General features: G+C 66.6%; 14 protein-coding genes. 5 read left to right on the top strand and 9 right to left on the bottom strand.

Annotated elements, in window-relative coordinates; translation table 11 throughout:
- The first annotated feature begins 4 nt into the window (after positions 1-4).
- The 5 genes from E5673_RS04530 (at position 5) to E5673_RS04510 (ending at position 5,608) form a co-directional block, all read left to right on the top strand.
- Positions 5-1,396, top strand: coding sequence for an outer membrane beta-barrel protein (locus E5673_RS04530; protein ID WP_136189103.1), 1,392 nt, complete (start codon positions 5-7; stop codon positions 1,394-1,396).
- A 64-nt stretch (positions 1,397-1,460) separates the two neighbouring features.
- On the top strand, positions 1,461-3,581 hold the full coding sequence (locus tag E5673_RS04525; RefSeq protein ID WP_107951807.1) for a polysaccharide biosynthesis tyrosine autokinase: 2,121 nt from the start codon (positions 1,461-1,463) through the stop codon (positions 3,579-3,581).
- A 477-nt stretch (positions 3,582-4,058) separates the two neighbouring features.
- Positions 4,059-4,358 (top strand): hypothetical protein, encoded by a 300-nt coding sequence (locus E5673_RS04520; RefSeq protein WP_056061514.1) that lies wholly within the window; start codon positions 4,059-4,061, stop codon positions 4,356-4,358.
- Positions 4,359-4,469: 111 nt separating this feature from the next.
- Positions 4,470-5,195, top strand: coding sequence for a hypothetical protein (locus tag E5673_RS04515; protein ID WP_136189102.1), 726 nt, complete (start codon positions 4,470-4,472; stop codon positions 5,193-5,195).
- Between the two features lie 89 nt (positions 5,196-5,284).
- Positions 5,285-5,608, top strand: a complete 324-nt coding sequence (locus E5673_RS04510; RefSeq protein WP_136189101.1) for a Rap1a/Tai family immunity protein — start codon at positions 5,285-5,287, stop codon at positions 5,606-5,608.
- Between the two features lie 83 nt (positions 5,609-5,691).
- Here E5673_RS04510 and E5673_RS04505 read toward each other — a convergent pair whose 3' ends face one another.
- From E5673_RS04505 to E5673_RS04465, 9 genes are all read right to left on the bottom strand, one after another.
- Positions 5,692-8,109, bottom strand: coding sequence for a sialidase family protein (locus E5673_RS04505; protein WP_136189100.1), 2,418 nt, complete (start codon positions 8,107-8,109; stop codon positions 5,692-5,694).
- Positions 8,110-8,146: 37 nt separating this feature from the next.
- Positions 8,147-8,902 carry a WecB/TagA/CpsF family glycosyltransferase gene (locus tag E5673_RS04500; RefSeq protein WP_247599573.1) on the bottom strand — a complete coding sequence of 252 codons (756 nt, stop codon included), beginning with the start codon at positions 8,900-8,902 and terminating at the stop codon, positions 8,147-8,149.
- 181 nt (positions 8,903-9,083) lie between these two features.
- On the bottom strand, positions 9,084-10,685 hold the full coding sequence (locus tag E5673_RS04495; protein WP_136189099.1) for a hypothetical protein: 1,602 nt from the start codon (positions 10,683-10,685) through the stop codon (positions 9,084-9,086).
- Entirely contained in the window at positions 10,685-12,055 is a 1,371-nt protein-coding gene (locus tag E5673_RS04490; RefSeq protein ID WP_136189098.1) for an O-antigen ligase family protein, read from the bottom strand. The genes E5673_RS04495 and E5673_RS04490 overlap by 1 nt, the downstream gene beginning before the upstream one ends.
- Positions 12,056-12,064: 9 nt before the next feature.
- Positions 12,065-13,159, bottom strand: coding sequence for a glycosyltransferase (locus E5673_RS04485; protein WP_168711564.1), 1,095 nt, complete (start codon positions 13,157-13,159; stop codon positions 12,065-12,067).
- A 29-nt stretch (positions 13,160-13,188) separates the two neighbouring features.
- Positions 13,189-14,358 carry a glycosyltransferase gene (locus E5673_RS04480; RefSeq protein WP_136189096.1) on the bottom strand — a complete coding sequence of 390 codons (1,170 nt, stop codon included), beginning with the start codon at positions 14,356-14,358 and terminating at the stop codon, positions 13,189-13,191.
- The gene (locus E5673_RS04475) at positions 14,355-15,692 is read right to left on the bottom strand and encodes an oligosaccharide flippase family protein (RefSeq protein WP_168711563.1); all 1,338 of its coding nucleotides are present in this window, start codon (positions 15,690-15,692) and stop codon (positions 14,355-14,357) included. The genes E5673_RS04480 and E5673_RS04475 overlap by 4 nt, the downstream gene beginning before the upstream one ends.
- On the bottom strand, positions 15,689-16,699 hold the full coding sequence (locus E5673_RS04470) for a glycosyltransferase (protein WP_136189094.1): 1,011 nt from the start codon (positions 16,697-16,699) through the stop codon (positions 15,689-15,691). Before E5673_RS04470 ends, E5673_RS04475 begins: the two co-directional genes overlap by 4 nt.
- Positions 16,696-17,943 (bottom strand): glycosyltransferase family 4 protein, encoded by a 1,248-nt coding sequence (locus tag E5673_RS04465; RefSeq protein ID WP_136189093.1) that lies wholly within the window; start codon positions 17,941-17,943, stop codon positions 16,696-16,698. Before E5673_RS04465 ends, E5673_RS04470 begins: the two co-directional genes overlap by 4 nt.
- Positions 17,944-17,967: the final 24 nt, after the last annotated feature.

The following is a 17,967-nucleotide window of genomic DNA, read 5'->3' as shown; positions in this document are numbered from 1 at the left end:
TCGCTTGTTTTCGACGAGCCGGACCTGGGACGCGAACGATATGACGGGGGTACGCAGCATCACGCAGACGCGCGCCGCGTCGAGGCACCGGACAGCGGCGCTGTGGCTTCGCGGTACATTGATCGCAGCGTCCGCGCTTACCCCCGCCGTTGCCGCCGCGCAGACCAGCAGCCTGTTGCTGCCGCCGGCGACAACCAGCGGTGACGACTATGATCGTGGTCACAATGTCGGTGTCGTCGAGCGTGGGCGGCCCGAATATGACGCGCTGGGCGTCCGGCTCGGCAGTTTCATCGTAAACCCGCAGCTGAACACGTCGATCGGTTACAGCGACAACATCTTCAACGACAACACGAACAAGAAATCCGACGTCTACACGTCGTTCGAACCGTATGTGAACGTCGCGTCCGACTGGTCGGTGCATCAGTTGCGGCTTACCGGCGCCGCGGACATCCGGCGTTTCGCCAAGCAGACCATCCGCAACCAGGATGCGTGGAACGTCCAGGGCAGCGGTCGCATCGACGTGACGCGCGACCTGACGGTGCGGCTCGACGCACAGGCAGACCGGACGTACGAGTCGCCGTTCTCCGCCGACGTCGTCGCGAATCTGATCGAGCCGTCGCGGTATCTGCGAACGTTCCTGGGGACCCGGACGTCGTACGATTCCGGCCGGTCGCGCGTGATCGGGACGATCGATCGCACCTCGTACGAATTTAGCTCGGTGCGCTTTGCCGACGGGTTGATCCGTGACCAGCGGTATCGCGATCGCGTCACCTATGCCGGCACCGGCACCTATGAACTCGGTTTCAGCCCCAGCCTGTCGCTCTACGCGCGGCTCGAGGCCGACCGGAACAACTATGGTCTGGCGCAGGCGTTCGGCGCGCCCAACCGCGATTCGAACGGCTATCGCGGCGTGTTCGGATCGAATTTCGATATCGCCGGCGTCGCGCGCGGCACCGTCGGCATCGGCTATAGTTATCGCAAGTTCGACGCGAGCCAAACCTATCGCACGACGAGCGGCCTGTCGGTCGAGGCACGCGCGGACTGGTTTCCGAGCGAACTCACGACGGTCGGTATTCTCCTGCAACGCCGATTGATCGACGTCGACTTGTCCAACGCGGGCAGTTCCTGGGATAACCGGATTCGAGTCACGGTCGATCACGAACTTCTGTACAATCTGATCGTCACGGTCGGCGGCGAAGTCAGCAAGCGCGAGTATCCGGAGCGGTCGAGTTCCACGCAAGTCTATCGCGCGGAAGTCGGCAGCCGCTACCAGATCACCCGATGGCTCGGTCTCGACGCGAACATCGGCTACGGATCCAACAAACCGAGCGGCGTCGGCCTCGGCAATCCTTTTGACGAGTTGCGTGCACGTTTCTCGATCCGTATCAGACGATAGGACGCAACCATGTCTCAACTGAAGAACAACGGCCTGTCCGCCAGATACTTAGGAAAATCCTGACATGAAGGTCGTGAACGCGGCAGAGCCCGAGACCCGGTTGAGCGATGTGATCCGCACGGTGCGCGACGTCATCCGCCGGCGCATCCTGATCCTCCTGGGCATCACCGCGGTGGTCGCCGCAATCGGCATCATCCTGACGCTGCGGATCACGCCGGTCTATCAGGGCGTGACCCGCATCCAGATCGATCCGAGCCGCAACCCGCTGGCGCGCACCGCCAACGATGCGCAGGCGCAGCTCGCCAGTGAGGCGATCGAGACCGAAGTGTCGGTGATCCGCTCGCTCGACCTGGCGCGCGTCGTCGTCAAGCGACTCAACCTGCTCAACGATCCGGAATTCAGTGGTGGCCCGCCCCCCGAAGGCAAGCCTGCATTGTCGCCGGCGGCCAAGCTCGATGTCGTCGCGCGGTCGGTCAACAGCCACCTCGACGTCGCGCGCGATCGCCTGACCTATATCATGGCGATCCGCTTCAATTCGGAATCCGCCGACAAGGCCGCACGCATCGCCAATGCGTTCGCGACCGGCTATCTCGATACCAAGGTCGGCAACAAGATCGGTACCGCCGAGCGCCAGACGGCGTGGTACCAGAAGCGCATGGACGAACTCGCCGCCGACATCCGCGTCGCCGACGAGCGTGTCGCGCAGTATCAGGCGCAGGCCGGCATCGTCCGCGGTGCCTCGAACCAGACCGGAACGATCGTCGATCAACAGGTCGCACCGCTTTCATTGCAGCTAGCGTCGGCCGAATCCTTTGCCGCCGAAGCGCGTTCGAAGGAGCAGTCGGCTAAACAGCAGGTCCGCCGCGGCGCGCTCGACTCGATTTCCGATGTTCGCCAGTCGGCGACCATCCAGGATCTGCGGAGCAAGCGTGCATCCTTGTCGCAGACGCTTGAAGACGTCCGTGGCCGCTACGGCGAACGTCACCCCGATTTCATCAAGGTTCGCGATCAGGTTGCGGGGATCGACGCCGAACTGAGCAAGGAAATGGGTCGGGTCGTGCGCTCGCTCGATGCCGATGCAGGCGCCGCCGACGCACGGGCGGCCAGCCTGCGCCAATCGATGACCCAGCTCGAACAGAAGCAGGCCGGCAACGCTCGCGCCTCGGTCATCGCGGCCAGTCTCCAGCGTGATGCCGACGGCAAGCACGACGCGTACGAGAAGATCTCGCAGATGGCGCTCGAATCGCGTCAGGCTGCACAGAACTCGATCGCGCAGGCACAGATCATCGACAATGCCGAGCCGCCACAGTCGCCCAGCTGGCCGAACCGCCCGCTGCTGTTCCTGTTGTCGCTCATCGCCGGGTTCGGCGTCGGCATCGCGGTCATCGTGACGCAGGAAATGCTGGTCACCGGCATGCGCAGCATCGACGAAGTCGAAAGCGAGCTGGGCGTACCGTTGATCGCGGCGATCCCGAATATCCGGCAGGATCACCCTGCCGATATCGTGGTGGACAAGCCGACGTCGCAATATTCCGAGGCGTTGCGCAATGCCCGCGCCTCGCTGCTCGGCGTCCGCGGCCAGCCCCGGCCGAAGATCATCGCGCTTACCTCGGCCCTGCCGGGCGAGGGCAAGACCACCACCGCGCTGGCACTGGCGCGCGTGATGGCGATGAACGGCGACAGGACGATCATCGTCGATGCGGACGTCCGACGCGCGCAGTTGCGGATGATCACGCAGACCAAGGCCGATGGCGTCGGCCTGGTCGAACTGCTTCACGGCGACGTGACGCTCGACGAGGCGATCGAGCCGAGCGGGTTGCAGAATCTCGACCAGATCATCATCCACAAGCCATTCTTCTCGTCCGAGAATCTGTTCGGCAACGACCTGATGCCGAAGATCCTCGAGCAGCTGTCCGAGCGCTACGACACGATCATCCTCGATCTGCCACCGCTCGTCGGTCTGGCGGACGGTCGCTTCCTCGCGGCCCTGGCCGATGCGGTCGCTCTCGTGATCCGCTGGAACAACACGCCGAAGCACGCCGTCACCTCGGCCGCCGCATGGCTGAAGTCGGATGGCGCCAACCTGGTCGGCTCGATGTTCACGATGGTCGACACGAGCTCGCAGGCAGTCGGGTCGTATTATTATTATTCGAAGCAATATTCGGAATATTACCAGGAAGCATGATGGCGTCGCGCCGTTGGTGAAGGCGATTGCCGGGCTTCACCAACGGCGTTCTAGCACGGAGCTATTACCGCTACAGGCGGCTCATCGGTGCGCTGCCGATAGGTTTGGCGAGACAGATGCTGACGCAGCGTTCACGACCGCGACATGCAGGTCCGATCGCATTCCAGCGAACAGTCTAAATTCGCCCCTCACGAACACTCTTGCAATCACGCGCTGCGTAGTGAGGAAAACCGTGGGCCGGGCGGCTTACCGATCTCAGTCGTGATGGGCCGCTAGTCTACCATCGCCTTGAAAACGCTTGACTTATCGCAAATTGGCAAACCTGCGAACGTCGCAAAACTGGTCGAACAACGCGCATATCGGCGAAGCCCGGCGCCTGGTTCCCGACGTATTAGCCGCACGTCTCGACTAAAATCGATTGTCGCGCACCGCTGGCGTGGGATGGAAGATGCGATCCACGTTCGGAGAGGTGAGTATATGCGTTCCAATCTTCCTAAATTTACCACGGTCGCACTGATTCTGGTCGGCGCCACGGGCCTTGGCGGTTGCGCCACGAAGGGCTTCGTCCGGGAGCAGATCGCTACCGTGAACACCCGTATCGACGGCATGGACGGGCGCCTGCGCACCGTCGAGGGCACGTCCGGCCAGGCGTTGGCACAGGCTCAGGCTGCTGCCGGTCAGGCGCAGCAGAACGGTCAGCGGATCGACCAGATCAACGGTCGCGTCGATGGCATGGAGCAGCAGATGCAACAGCGGCAGCGCAAGCCACGCGGCTAAGCGCAGCATCGCGCACTCCGGTTGCCTGAAGGGACAAATCTGCTGAACAGGACCGCCGCCGTAGACGGGCCGTGCCGTATCGCCTCGCGTACGGGCATAGCCGCGGCGCTCATGATCGCAGTGCTTGCAGCGCAACCGGGTTTCGCCACGGCCCCCCCGTCGCACGCGACCGACCGCAAGGTCGCGTCGCACACGCGCGACCGCAAAGTCGTGGCGAAACCACATCCGAAAGCCATTCCGGCTGAGGACGTGACCCAAGACCCGGAACCCATGCGATCGGAAGCGGCCAGCCGCATGATCGCATGGGTGACGGCCGCCCACGACAATGGGACCCTGCCCTATGTCGTCATCGACAAGCCGACGGCGACGTTGTTCCTGTTCAATGCCAAGGGCGACTATCAGGGGCAGACGCCTGTCCTGCTCGGCGTCGGCATAGGCGATGATTCGACGCCCGGCGTGGGCGCGAAGAACCTCGCGGAGATCGGTCCGGCCGAACGGACGACGCCCGCGGGCAGGTTCGTCGCGAAATTCGGCAAGGCGCTGGGGCGCCAGCGAGTCCTCTGGGTGGACTATACGAATTCGGTGGCACTGCATGCGGTGATCACCACGCACAAGTCGGAGCATCGCGTCGAACGGCTGCTGTCTCCGACGCCGGACGACAACCGGATCAGCTTCGGCTGCATCAATGTCGGCACCAGTTTCTACACGAAGAAGCTTCGCCCGCTGCTGCAGCGCAAAGGCGGCGTGGTCTATATCCTGCCCGATACCAAGTCGCTCGACGAGGTGTTTCCACGCGTGCGCCTGCTGCCGTATCTGAATAGCGTGGCGAGCGAGTAGGTGCATCCCGGCATGGCCATCGTGGCTTTGCCGATACGCAGGAACAGTGGCGGATCCCGGTCCGGGCGACGTCGAAAGGGACGAAGACGATGATATTGGCGCTTGCCCTGCTTGCTGCCGCGGCAGACCGACCGGTCGTCGTGAGCGCGCTCACCACCGATCAGCTCGTCGAACAGTGTCGCGGCAAGGACAACGATCCCGCGCCGACATTCTGCACCGGCTACATCCTGGCGGCGTTCGACACGCTGTCGCTGGCCCGCCAGATTTGCCCGTCGCCGACGCGCTCTTCCAACATCCAGGTCATGGCGACCGCACGTAAATATCTGCGGACCCGGGGCAAGAAGGCGACCGGCGCACCGTCGTTCGTGGTGCGCGACGCATTGCAGCGCGCGTTCCCGTGCAAGCGGAAGTAGCGCCGGCTCCGATCTCGGACTGACGCTGGCGGGCGGGGAGCGTCAGTCCGCCTGAACCGCTCCCGCACCTGCCGAGCTATCGCTTAGCGAACCAGCGAGCATTGCCGGTCTGCCAACGGACGATAGGCGGCGGGTTTGCACGGAGCAGGCTCGCCCCATATCCAGCTCGAGCCGACATAACCGAGATACACCCGGCCGAAGACGTCGGGATCGGCGCCGACCACGCTGACCTGATCGAGCGTACCAACCGGGAAGTCGGTGAGTTGCTGCCAGCTCGTGGCGTCGTCGACAGAGCGCCAGATGCCGTATTCGCCGGCGACCCGCCCCGACAGGAACAGCGTCGGATAGGTTCTGCCCTTGGCCGCCTTGCCGAACGCGATGTCGTCGACGCGGGTAACACCGGTGACGGTTTGCCAGGTCTTGCCGCCATCGATGCTGCGACGCAGGCCGGTGTCGCTGGTGTGCTCGAAGGCGGAGGTGAAGAACAGGTTGCCGGGGTGGCCGGGCACCGAACGGAGCTTTGCCGCAAGTTCGCTCGACGGTGCGAGTTCGCCGTCGAAGACCTTGTCCCAGCCGACGCCGCCATCAGTCGTCCGCCACAGGCCCTGGAGACCGGCGTTTGCGCCACCGCCGCTATGGTAGAGGTAGAAGGTGCCGGGGACGGCCTTGTCCGCGGTCAGCGTCTTGCGTTGCATCCACTGCGCCTGAAACGATCCGGGCGTGTCGCCACTCGCGCCGGGCAGGCGGACCGGTGTCCAGCTGCGGCCGCCGTCCTTGGTGTAATAGGGTTGGCGGTTGAACGCGGGTGCCCAGATGATGTTCTGCGGATCACCGGACGAGACCGCGATCGTCCCGAACGACATCCGCCAGGGATCGTCGTCCTTGGTGCCCGGGGGGGTCGGCAGCGTCGGGAACTTCGCCCATTTACGGCCGCCGTCGGTGCTGGTGCCTGCCATCACTGCGTTGCCGTCCTCCGAACAGCAGCCCATCCGCGCATCGGACGCGTTGCTGACGACGAAGCCGGGCTTGGCCGGCGTCCAGTCGAGCTGCGGGACGGTCATCAAGGCACGCTCGCCGGGGCCGAACGTGGTCGAATAGGCGTTGAGATCGTCCTTCACGTGGATACCGAAATCCCAGCCGGCAAAGATCGGCGAGCCACCGGTCGGCTGGATCACGTCGTTGGCGACGAGTTCCTCGATCCCGCGAGTCTGGCTGACCCAGTCGAGTGCCCCCGTGCCGGGCGGCACGTCGGCGTAGAACACGCCCATGCCCGCCGCGACCCAGACCCGGTTCGGCACCGCGGGATCGAACATCATGTCCGCTGTCGTGAAGAAGGGTGCGTTGGCGACGCGGAGCCAGGGGGGATCGCCCTCCCCGGCCTTCGCGCTGTGTGATACGCTGTTCCAGGTCGCGCCGCCGTCGGTGCTGGCATAGCCCTGCCCGCCACGATCGACGACGATCACCTGGTCGGCCCGCGGATTGGCGACGACCGCGGCGTATTCGCGTACGGTCAGGCCGAGGTCCGCGGTGAGATCGCGCCAGCGACCGTCGCGGTACGACCAGATCGACTTGGTCAGATCATCGACGCCGAAGAACGTGCCGCGACGATCGAAAGTGCCGCGCTGGAGCGTCATTGGCTGTACCCCGACCGCCGGCAGCGGCCGGAACGTTGCGCCGGCATCGCTCGACACGAACATGCCCGCACCCGATGCGAGCGCGAACAACCGCCCGGTCGGCTTGCCGCCGGCGGGTCGTTCGAACCACAGCATCGTGCCGGGTGTCTGCGCGCCCGCATCGGGCTTGCGATCCTTGCTGACCGGGACCGAGCCGACATGGGCCCACTGCGCGCCGCCATCGGTCGAGCGCCACAGCCCGGTCGCGGGGGTGCCGAGCAGGACGATGTCGGGATTGGTCGGATCGACCGCCATGAACGGGCCGTGCAGGCGGAACTCGCTGTTCGCGTCCCACACCATCGGGAACGGATTGCCGGCGTTGGGCTGGACCCAGTGCCTGCCGGTATCGTCGGAGCGATAGACCCGGCCCTGCAACGCCATGTAGAGGCGTTGCGCGCGCGAGGGGGCGACGACGATCTCGTACGCACCCGCGGCGGCGCCGTTCTGCGTGCGGATGCTGTCGGGCATCGACGCCGCGGTGACGAGCTGGCTCCAGCGGTTCGCCGACGCGTCCCAGATATACGCGCCATAGACGTCGGTGCGCGCGACGAAGGTCTTGCCCGACGCATCGCTCGACAGGCCGGAGATCATGCCGCCGCCGCCGATCGCGACGTGCTTCCACTGATAGGCTTCGGATGCGACCGGGCCACCCGCCTGCGACAAAGCGCGCGGCGCGGCGTGCGCCTGGTGATCGCCCCCGAACCAGAAGGCGGCGATCCCGGCGGCGAGCGCGAGCAGCATCACGACGCCCAGGATCCACGGCCAGCGACGGCGGCGGGGCTGGACGAAATCCTCGTAGCGGACGGTGCGGCGTACATGTGGTTCCATCGAACTCCCTGCCGATCCCGGCCCCGCGCGAGGGCTGTCAATCATGCGTTCTGGTTGCCAGATAGTAGATCGCGACCGGACTTGTCACGAGATAGCGCCAGCCAAGCCGCACCGGTTCGCGTGCGGCACGGTAGAGCCACTCCAGCCCGGTCGCCTGCATCCAGCTCGGCGCGCGCGATACGCCGCCGCCGTAATGATCGAAAAGCCCGCCACAGGTCCGGATCCACGCGACCCCGCCGAGCAGATGCCGGTTGTCGAGCGCGAACCGCTCCTGCGCGGGGCTGCCCATGCCGATCCACAACACGTCGGCGCCGGACGCGCGGACCTTCGCGCAAATATCCGGGATCGCGTCGGGCGAGAAGAACCCGTGGCGCGTGCCGACAACCTTGAGGCCGGGGAAGCGGCTGCGGAGATGTTGCGCGGCACGGGCCGCGACGCCGGGTCGCGAGCCGAGGAAGAAGAAGCGGATGTCATCGCGCGCGGCGATGGTGGCCGCGTCGAGCAGGAAATCGGTGGTGGCGATGCGCTCCTCTAGCGGTTCGCGGCACAAGAGCCGGCTGGCGAATACCAGCGGCATGCCGTCCGCATCGACGATGTCCGCGCCATCGATCAGCCGCCGATACTCTTCGTCGCGATTATACGCGGCGATCACGCTGCCATTGGCCGAGGTGACGATGCGCGGTTCCGCCAGCGTCCCGGCCCGCGCGCGCGCCGTGTCGGCAAGCATCAACGCCGCGAGTTCGTCGCGCCGCAGCCGGGCGATCTTCATGCCGCCGATCGTCGCGGTCCGCACGCGGCCTTTGTCGACAGCGGACGCATCGACGGCATTCGGCGCAGTACTGTGATGATCGCGTTCGAACAGCGGCTCGTCTCCCCGTCCAGATCTTACAAGACCGCAAACGTCTGACCTGTATTGAGGATGCTATGCGCGAGCCCAGCAAGGCATGGCAAGCCCGCGTCCGTAATTGCCGTCGTTACGGTGCCAGTCGATAGACGTCGTATACTTCATCGCCGGACGCGGTCCGCAGCGTCGCGAGCTTGGTGGTTGCCGCGCGAAACTTGGCGATGTCGTCCGGATCGAGGATCAGCGGCCCGAACGTGCCGCGATCGATGACCGTGCGCTGCCCGATATCGTCGAGCGACGCGGAGAGAAGGATCACGATCGGCCTGTGCGTGGCCGCGGCGAGGCGCTTTGCGGTCGCGAGCAGGCGACCCGGGCTCATCGGCGCGGTCTCGGCCAGCGTCATCGGCACGAGCGACGTGAACCGATCGCGGCGCACGGACCAGGTCGGGTTGGCGCCGTAATAGGCGATGCTCTCGATCAGGAAGTCCGGATCTGCGATCACGACCGACCGGGACAGGCCTTTGGTCGCGAGCAGGTCGACCAGCGCTTTTGCCTCGCCTTGCGGTTGAGACTTCGCCCCCTGGACGACGGTGCGCGCGGTCGCGGGAAGCTGGGCGGCTAGCAGCGCGAGGAAGGCGATGCGGCCGATCCGCTCTGCGCGACGGGCGAATACCGTGTCGTACCAGCCGCCGAACCCCTTCGCCGTCAGCCAGTGCAACACGACGAGGAACACGATCAGCAACGCATCGTGGCGATAGTGGCCCGGATAGACGAACACGAACAGCAGTTGCAGCCCAGCCAGCGCCGCGATCGCCGCGATCAGGGCCGCGGGGCGGCGCGCAAAGGCGGCGACGCTGCCGGTAACGAGCACCGCCGCCAGGATCGTGACCGGCAGGCTCGCGTTGAAGTTGCCGAAGATCCGCTGGAACTCGACCCCGGGTATGAGGTGGAGCAGCGTCTGACCGAAACTTCGGTGCACGGCGGCAGGGGCGTCCTCGACGGACGGATAGACCGATACGAACGCGAGCGAGGCCCCAGCGGCGGCGACGATCATTGCTATGAGCCATTGCCGCTTCGCCCGGCTCCAGCCCCAACCCTCCTGCGCGATCAGGTCGCCAAGCCAGAAAATACCGAAGGCGCCGGCCAACACGACCGCATGGACGTTGGCGTTGCAGAGCAGGAACAACAGGCCGCCGAGGATCAGCGGATGATACCGGCCGCGTTCCCGAACTCCCGGATAGGCCCAGGCGACGAGCAACAGCAGCAGCAGCGCGAGCCCGTAGTTCCGAGCCATCACGACATAATCGAACGTCGCGAACCCGCCGAACAGCGTCAGGATCATCAGCGGCAAGGACAGGCGGGCGACGAATACCAGAATCCCCGCCGCAACGATGCCGATCGCCAGCGCGATGCCCGGCAGGACGAGTTTCGTCCCCAGCAGGTCGGCGCCGAACCGCAGCAGCACATGCCAGAGCAGCGGATGACCGTAACCGCGCGCCGCCGCCGGCATGTCGAGGATCGACGCCCCTTGCGTCGCGAGGCTGAGCGCGCGGACCTCGTCGCGCCACATCACGTGATGCGCGACCAGAAACACCACGAGCGCGAGCCATATGACGAAGATCAGGAGGCGTAGCGGCCAATGGCGTGCCGGCGGTCGCGCGGCGCCATCTGCAGCGGGAAACAGCCCGTCCACCAGCCCCCACAATCGCGCCGAACCGATCGCCCCGGTCATCAGCGGCGCGACAGCCGGGCCGGCCTCCGCAACAACCGCGTCATTCGCCCACGCAGCGCATGATGTGCGCCAGGGCTAGCATCGGACTCGCGATAAGTGATCGCGATCGCGATCAACAGGAAGACTTCGACGAGCGACGCGGTGTTCAGCAACGTCGATTCAGCCAGATTATGCCCGGCGCAGAAGATGATGATCGCCACCAGCAGCGATCGCCGCGGCTTGCCGATCGACTGGCTGAGCAACAGCCGCAGCAACGGCCAGACGATCATCACGACGATCGCCAACAGCAGGCCGGGCAGGCCGATCGTGACGAGCAGGTCGAGGAAGCCGTTATGCCCATGCGCGGCATACACCGCGACCCAACCGCTGGTCAGCGTCCAGATCGGACTGTCCGGGCCGATTTGCCAGAACGAACTGAAGCCGGCGCCGGTCCAGAGGTGCTCGCGCGCATATTCGAACAACAGCGGCCAGATCGCGCCCCGGCCGGTCAAGGCACCGGGATCGTTGACGAAATCGCTCAACGCCGTGAGGTTTACGAAGAGGATCTGCAACGCCAGCCCGACGACCATCGCGAGGCAGATCCCGACGGCGAAGCGGTGGCTGGCATCATAGGGCCGGATCGCAAAACCCATCGCCAGCGCAAGGACGAGCGACAATTCCGACGTGCTCGAATGCGTATAATACAGGAAGATCGTCGCCGCCGCGATCACCAGCGCGGAAACGATCCGCGGAAACTGCCGGTTGTCGAACGTGAAGAAGAGCACGGTGAACGCGCACGCTGCCCCAGCGACGTTCTTGTGCGGGATGATCCCGCGCCAGTCGCCGACCACCGACGATTCCTCGCCGAACACTTCCGAATGGATGCCGTACGGCGTCAGGAACACCATCAAATAATTGACGATCAGCACCGCGATCAACACGTAGCGAATGAGCTTCAGTGCACGTTCGGTACCGAGATCGTTGATCTGCCGGAACGTCACCCAGACCACGAGCGCGGTCAGCGAAATACGCCGGAACGAGATGAATGGCGCGATCGCCCAGGTTACCGAAAAGAAGCAATAGGCGAGCAACAGCGCAAGTCCGAGGGGGATGCAGAACAGTTGACGCTTGCTCGGCATACCGCTGCCCGCGAGCAGCATCACGAAGATGACGACGTGCAGCACCTGGTTGGCCGCGTCGCCTTGGCCGATCGCCCCGGAAAACGCCCATTCCTGGAACGCCGACGTGCCGACCAGCACCAGCGCGAGGAACACCACGAAACACGCATTGGCGATGGCGTAGCGCCGACGCGTACGCAGGCGCGTCGCGCGTTGCTGGGGCGTGATCGACCCCGATGCGGGTCGTCGCGCTACGTTGATCGCCGTCGCCATGCCCTGTTCCTATCGTGCCGATGCCGCGGGAGCCAGCACCGCCTCGTACCGATCCAGCATTCGCGCGTTCGACGCCTCGCCGCCGAGCCGCGCGGCAAGATCCGCCCAGTGCGACCGGCGTGCGGGATCATCCTGCAACTCTCGGAGTGCGGTTGCCAGCGCGGCCGGATCCTCGAGCGGCACGACGATCCCGCACCGTGTTCCGTCGCGTGCGGTGATGCCCTCGACCTGCACCGGCACGTTCGACACGACCAGCGGCAGGCCTAGCCGCGCGGCCTCGATCAGCGCGAGGCTGTGCCCCTCGTAGCGGCTGACCTGGACGAAGACGTCGGCGGAGGCGGCTCTGGCGAGCGCGGCGTCGCGCGGGACCAGGCCGGCGAAGGTCACGCGGTCGCCAAGGCCAAGGTCCGCGACGAGCGTGCGTAACGCCGCCTCGTCCTCGCCGCCGCCGACGATCTCCAAATCCGCGCCCGGCACTTGGGCCATCGCGCAAATCAGCATCGGATAGTTCTTCTGGTAGGACAGCCGGCCCAGGGCGACGATGCGCAACCGGTCGCCCCCCGCCTTTGCCCGCGGCAAGGCATCGAGGACCCGTTCGACCCGCTCCGACAGCGCGTTGTGGATCGTGAGCGTCCGCGCGCGATAGGTGGCAGGCTTGTGCGCCAGCGTCGCGCCGACTGCGTCCGACACGCTGATGATCCCGGCGACGCACGGCAAACTGCCGGTCCAGCCGTCGATCCGATCGAGCAGGCGGTTATGCGTATCGGTCGGCGAGTGATGCGACAGGAACACGCAGGTGCGCACGCGCGCGATCGTCACCGCGAGCGGCAGGAGTACGTTGGCGGCAGGCATCGCCGACACGACCGCGGCAGGTCGCTCGCGGCGCAGATAGCGGACCAGCGCCGCGAACGTGCGGACCGCGCCTAGCACCGATCGCGGGCGGGCGTCGGCAATGTGGTGCCAGACCGCCATGTCGACGCCTTCGCCCTCCGCGTCGGCCGGCGGATAGAGGACGAAGCGCTTCACCGGATGGCCGCGCGCGATCAGTCCCTCGGCGATGTCGTCCCAGAGTTCGCGCAAGCCGCCGGCCGTCGAATGCGTCATCGTAAAATGGATCGCGCCGGTTCGAGCCGTCATGCCGGCCCGTCCAGTGCCGCGACGGTGTGCGCCGACAGCCAGGCGCGATCCTCGGCATCGTCACGCACCCAGCGATCGATCATCTCGCCCCATTTGACCGGGTTCTGCATCCGGTGCCACGCCGCCGCCGACCCTTGCGACACCCGCGCATACAGCGCCGGATCGGTCATCAGCCGCGCGATCGCATCCGCCAACGCGCGTGGCTTGCCCGCGGCGAACACCAGCGCGCTCTCGCCGTCCTCCAGATGACCGTCGAACATCGGATGATCCGACGCGATCACCGGCGTGCGCGAGGCGAGCCCCTCGAACAGCGTCAATGGCAGGCCTTCGGGGAAATTGTGGCGGCTGGGGACGATCACCGCATCGGCCGCCTGCATCATCGTCGGGATCGCACCGTTCGGGACGAGGCCGAGGAACCGGACGCGGTCGGCGACCCCGAGGCGTGTCGCGAGCGCCGCGAACTTGTCCGTTGCACCCAGGCCCGCGACGTCGAGTCGGACGTCGAGCCGGTCCTTCAGCAGCGCCACCGCGCGAACCATGTCGCCGACGCCCTTCTTCGCGCTGATCGAGCCGACGAACAGCAGCGTGAAGGGCGGTCCCGACGCATGCGCCTTGCAGGCCTGGGCCTCGGGCGTGCGATCGTGCGGGAAATCCCATGCGAGCACTTTGTCCGCGCGCAAACCGATCCCGACCAGTGCACGCGCCGCATTGGCACCATGATTGGCGACCAGCGTCACGCGGGGACCGTTCAGCAGCTTGGGCAGCCGCCGGAACCGAACCCAGCGATAATAGGGATTGGCGAACGAATCGGCCATGATCACGCCCAGCCGGACATCGTGCTCGATCCCCCAGCGGATCAGCGGCAGCATCGGCCCGAACACGATCAGGTGGGTCGGCGCGAACCGCTCGATCAACGCCAGCACCGGTGCGGGATCCTGGTCCGGGTTGGTGTCCGCGCCGATCACCGTCACGCCGCTGTCGAGCGTCTCCCAATAGGAGGGCGCGAGCGAGCAGAGGAACCCGACCGCCTCGTGCTGCGCCTGCCACGCGGCGAGCTGGTCGAGGACATAGCCGTGACCGTAATATGTCTCCCCGCCGGTGGCACGGCGCAGGCGGTCGGCCTCGCGATAGTCGCCGGCATAATGGACGATCAGCAGCCGGGTCATCCGATCCTCCCGAGGCCCGCGAGCGGCGAGCCGAACCCGAGCTGCCAGCGGGCCGCGAGCATCACCGCGAACACCGCGCAGGCCGCCCCGATCGCCAGCGCGTCCTGCCGCCAGAAGCTCATCCGCACGCGGTGCAGGCCGACCGCGATATAGCCATATTGCAGCAGCTCGGTGACCGCGACCGCGACGACCGCGCCGGGAAAGCCCGCGAGCCGGTGACCGGTCGGCAACAACACCGCGAGCGTCGCCAGCCGCATCATGTTGGCGACGCTCGCATAAAAAGGCCGCCCGGCGCTGAGCAGCAACGCCTCGTTGAGGTTGGACAATACCGCGAATACCGCACCGCCGAGCAACACCGACAGCATCCAGCTCGCCGCCTGGTAGCGTGGGTCGTAGATCACCAGGATCAGGCCATCCGCTACCGACGCCGCCAACGCCAGCGCCGCGCAGACGCCGAACGTGAACACCGCGCGCGAGCCCGCGATCGCCGCCATCTGCCCCGCCCGGTCGCCTTCGGAGACGCTGGCGAGTGCGGGGAAGATGATCTGATAGCTCATCCGCCGCGCGAGCGTGGTCGGCAGCTCGGCGATCGCGCGCGCGATGCCGTAGATGCCGAGCAGCGCGAGCGGCGCGACCCGGCCGAGATACAGCCGATCGAGATTGGTGGCGGCGTACATCACCAGTGATGTGATCGCGATCCACTTGCCGAAATGAATGATGCGCCGGACGATTTCGCGGTCGAAGCGGAGGCGCTGGCCGGGGTCGGGCAGCAGATAGCTCAGCGCCGAGCGGATCGCGACCGCGAGGACGAGGCCGATGACCGGCGCCCAGACCGAGCGTAGCCATGCCGCCAGCGCGACCTGCACCGCGAACGCCAGCGCCTCGCACGACAGTTCGAACAGGTTGCGGCGGCGGACCTCCATCTGCTTGACCAGCACGAAGATCGCGGTCGAGTGCGCGCCACCGATCATCGGCGACAGCGCGGCGACCAGGAAGATGCGGACATCGATGCCGTAGGCGTGCGCGAGGAACGGCGCGGCGATCAGGAAGACCAGGCTCAACAGCACGCCGCGCAGCAGTTGCAGCGTCCAGGCGGTGTCGCGGAACTGGCGGTCGAGCCCGTCGCGGTGGTGGATGATGTTCTGCTCGATCCCGACATCGGTGAGCAATTCGACGCCGAGCCGGATCGCGTTGACGACCACCATCACGCCAAGGATCTCCGGCGCGAGGAGATAAGCGAGGACGATGTTGAGCCCGAACTTCAGCCCGGCGGACACGACGAAGGTGCCCGCGGTCCAGACGAACTTGCCGAGATAGCCGGACGCGGTGCTCATCGCCCCGGCGCGGACAGGTCGCGCGCGGCAACGGGCGCACCGGCGGGGCGGCGCACGCGGACGAGGCCCTGAAGCATGCCGATCGCGATCACGTTCCATGTCACCAGCGAGTAGATCCCGACTCGCAAGCTCCGGCGGCGCATCGTCAGGAACGCCAAGGGCAGCAGCAGGATCGCGAGCAAGGCGATCCTCTGGCCCATCGCGAGTGCGACGAGCATCGCCAACCACCAGCCATAGACGATCACGCTGTAGCGCAACTGGGCGAACCCGCGCAGGACCTGCGACCAGTGCGGGCGGCCCCAGGCGGCGCGGATCACTTCGCCCGGCCCTCCGGCATAGCCGGTGCGCAACCGTCGCCACATCAGCTGGTAGCCGCCGGTCGCATGGCCGTGATGCTCGACCGCGGGCACGTCGATCCGCGCCAGTCGCCAGCCGTCAGCGCGCAACCGGGCGCCGAGCTCGTATTCCTCGAACGCGTGGAGGTTGCGGTCGGCGAAATGCCCGACGCGCTGCACCGCGGCGACGCGGTACAGACCGCCGCAATCGAGGCGGTCGACATCGCCCGCCACCGCGCTTCCCTTAACGCGATCGTTGCGCGCACGGAGTTCGAACTCGATGCTGTCGGTGTTGACCTCGCGCACGCGGCCTCCGACCGCGGCGTGGCGGGGGTTCGCCTCGAGGAACGCGATGCCTGCTTCGAGGAAGTGCGGGTCGAGGACCATGTCGCCGTCGAGCAGGTAGAAATACTGGACGCCGGGTGTCTCGGACGCGGCCTGGAATGCGAGCTGTGCCCCCGTGCCGCAGGACCGCTCGGCAGGATCGGCAAGCTGCGCGATCCGCGTGCCGGGATACGCCTGCGCCAGCTCTATCGTCGCGTCGGACGATCCGCTGTCCGCGAGCACGACTAGCCCGCCACCGACGCGGTCGAGCGCCGCGCGCGCGCTGCCGATCGCGGCGTCGATATACGCCTCCTCGTTCAGCGCCTTGATCCCGACTGCGACCGTCACTCTGCCCCCGTATCCCCACGCGAGCGATAGCGTGCCAGATACGCGGACGCCATCGCCTCCGGGCTGAAGCTGTGGGCGAGGTCTGCGCCGTAGCGTGCCGCGGTGACGCGTGCGGTCGCCGGATCGTCGATCACCGCCGCCAGTTGCGCGCCGATTCCCGCGACGTCGTCGACCGCGGCCTTGAACGGATAGTCAGCCGGGATCGCTTCATCGAGGCCTGGAGCGTCGGTCGTCACGAGCGCGACGCCTGCCATCAGCACCTCGAGCGGGAGCAGCGCAAACCCCTCGAACCGTGACGGCAGCAGGACCGCATCATACTCCTGCAGGCGTTCGGAGAGCCGCTCGATCGGCGCGGTCATCCCGACGTCCCAGTCCTCCAGGCCCTCCGCTAATCCTTGCGCCACCGAGTCTCGCATCGCGCCAGAGCCGGCGATCGTCACCACGACGTCACGGCGCGGCGTGCGGGTATGAGCCTCTCGGAGGATAGCAGGCAACAGGTCGGCGCCCTTCTGATGAACGAGCCGCCCCGCGAACAACAGGCGTACCGGGCCCTCTTCCCGCCCGATCGGAGAAGTCGCCGGTGGCGACACGCCGTTATAGATGACGTCGGCGAGCGGTCGGCGCCCGCGCGTGACGATCGCCGCGTCAGCGTTGGCGGCGTTACGCGACACCGCCACCGCGTCGCCCTTGGCCAGCCGTTGCGTCACCCATCGGCCGATGCCGCCCCAGGCGATCCACAACTCGCTATTGTGGACGGTACGCAGCAACGGCTTGCGGCGGACGCGGCGCGAGATCAACCCCGCCACCGCCAGCGTTAGTTCCGGAATCTCGGTATGGACATGGATCAGGTCGGGTCGCTGCTCGGCAACCGCGCGCGCGAGCGACCGCGCCGCGAAGACCACGCCGCCCGACTTGAACCCGCGCTCGGTGCCGAACCGGAACGGCACGTGCCAGCGCGCCAGCCGATCGGCCATGTCCTGCCCGACCTTGCTCAGCGGCGACTGGCGCAGCACCGCGAACAACGAGAACTCGACCCGGTCGCGCAAGGCATCGATCAACCCCAGCGCGACATTCTCGGCGCCGCCCATGTCGAGATGCGTGATGACGTGCATCACCCGAAGGCGCGGCGCACCCGCCGCTTGCGAAGGCTCGTCGTTCGTACCCGTCACCAGATGATCCGCCCCCCGCCGCCGTCTGCGCGTAGCAACGCCCGGCAGGCGCGTCCATGCCGGCCCTAGCAGCATGCCGCCACCCGCTATAGACCGACG

Origin of the sequence: Sphingomonas sp. PAMC26645 (assembly GCF_004795835.1) — a bacterium.
Taxonomy (GTDB): domain Bacteria; phylum Pseudomonadota; class Alphaproteobacteria; order Sphingomonadales; family Sphingomonadaceae; genus Sphingomonas.
This window is presented reverse-complemented; position numbering and strand designations above follow the sequence as displayed.

Bases quoted from the DNA above. Each gene is read 5' to 3' on its own strand.
- E5673_RS04485 (WP_168711564.1), bottom strand. From the start codon at position 13,159: ATGACGCATTCGACGGCCGGCGGCTTGCGCGAACTCTGGGACGACATC.
- E5673_RS04465 (WP_136189093.1), bottom strand. From the start codon at position 17,943: ATGCTGCTAGGGCCGGCATGGACGCGCCTGCCGGGCGTTGCTACGCGC.
- E5673_RS04505 (WP_136189100.1), bottom strand. From the start codon at position 8,109: ATGGAACCACATGTACGCCGCACCGTCCGCTACGAGGATTTCGTCCAG.
- E5673_RS04475 (WP_168711563.1), bottom strand. From the start codon at position 15,692: ATGAGCACCGCGTCCGGCTATCTCGGCAAGTTCGTCTGGACCGCGGGC.
- E5673_RS04490 (WP_136189098.1), bottom strand. From the start codon at position 12,055: ATGGCGACGGCGATCAACGTAGCGCGACGACCCGCATCGGGGTCGATC.
- E5673_RS04510 (WP_136189101.1), top strand. From the start codon at position 5,285: ATGATATTGGCGCTTGCCCTGCTTGCTGCCGCGGCAGACCGACCGGTC.
- E5673_RS04520 (WP_056061514.1), top strand. From the start codon at position 4,059: ATGCGTTCCAATCTTCCTAAATTTACCACGGTCGCACTGATTCTGGTC.
- E5673_RS04525 (WP_107951807.1), top strand. From the start codon at position 1,461: ATGAAGGTCGTGAACGCGGCAGAGCCCGAGACCCGGTTGAGCGATGTG.
- E5673_RS04515 (WP_136189102.1), top strand. From the start codon at position 4,470: ATGATCGCAGTGCTTGCAGCGCAACCGGGTTTCGCCACGGCCCCCCCG.
- E5673_RS04480 (WP_136189096.1), bottom strand. From the start codon at position 14,358: ATGACCCGGCTGCTGATCGTCCATTATGCCGGCGACTATCGCGAGGCC.
- E5673_RS04495 (WP_136189099.1), bottom strand. From the start codon at position 10,685: ATGACCGGGGCGATCGGTTCGGCGCGATTGTGGGGGCTGGTGGACGGG.